The organism is Enterobacter sp. K16B, from assembly GCF_020216105.1.
In the GTDB taxonomy this organism is placed as follows: Bacteria; Pseudomonadota; Gammaproteobacteria; order Enterobacterales; family Enterobacteriaceae; genus Enterobacter; species Enterobacter sichuanensis.
In genome coordinates, this window is record NZ_JAIWJZ010000188.1 from 1 (window position 1) to 204 (window position 204).

The window sequence follows — 204 nt, forward strand, 5'->3', positions numbered from 1 at the left end:
GCTAACGCGTTAAGTCGACCGCCTGGGGAGTACGGCCGCAAGGTTAAAACTCAAATGAATTGACGGGGGCCCGCACAAGCGGTGGAGCATGTGGTTTAATTCGATGCAACGCGAAGAACCTTACCTACTCTTGACATCCAGAGAACTTTCCAGAGATGGATTGGTGCCTTCGGGAACTCTGAGACAGGTGCTGCATGGCTGTCG

Annotated in this window: 1 rRNA gene; it reads left to right on the top strand. The window is 53.4% G+C overall.

Annotated features, from left to right (window positions below):
• Positions 1–204 (top strand): 16S ribosomal RNA (locus LDK53_RS22465); the annotation flags it as partial.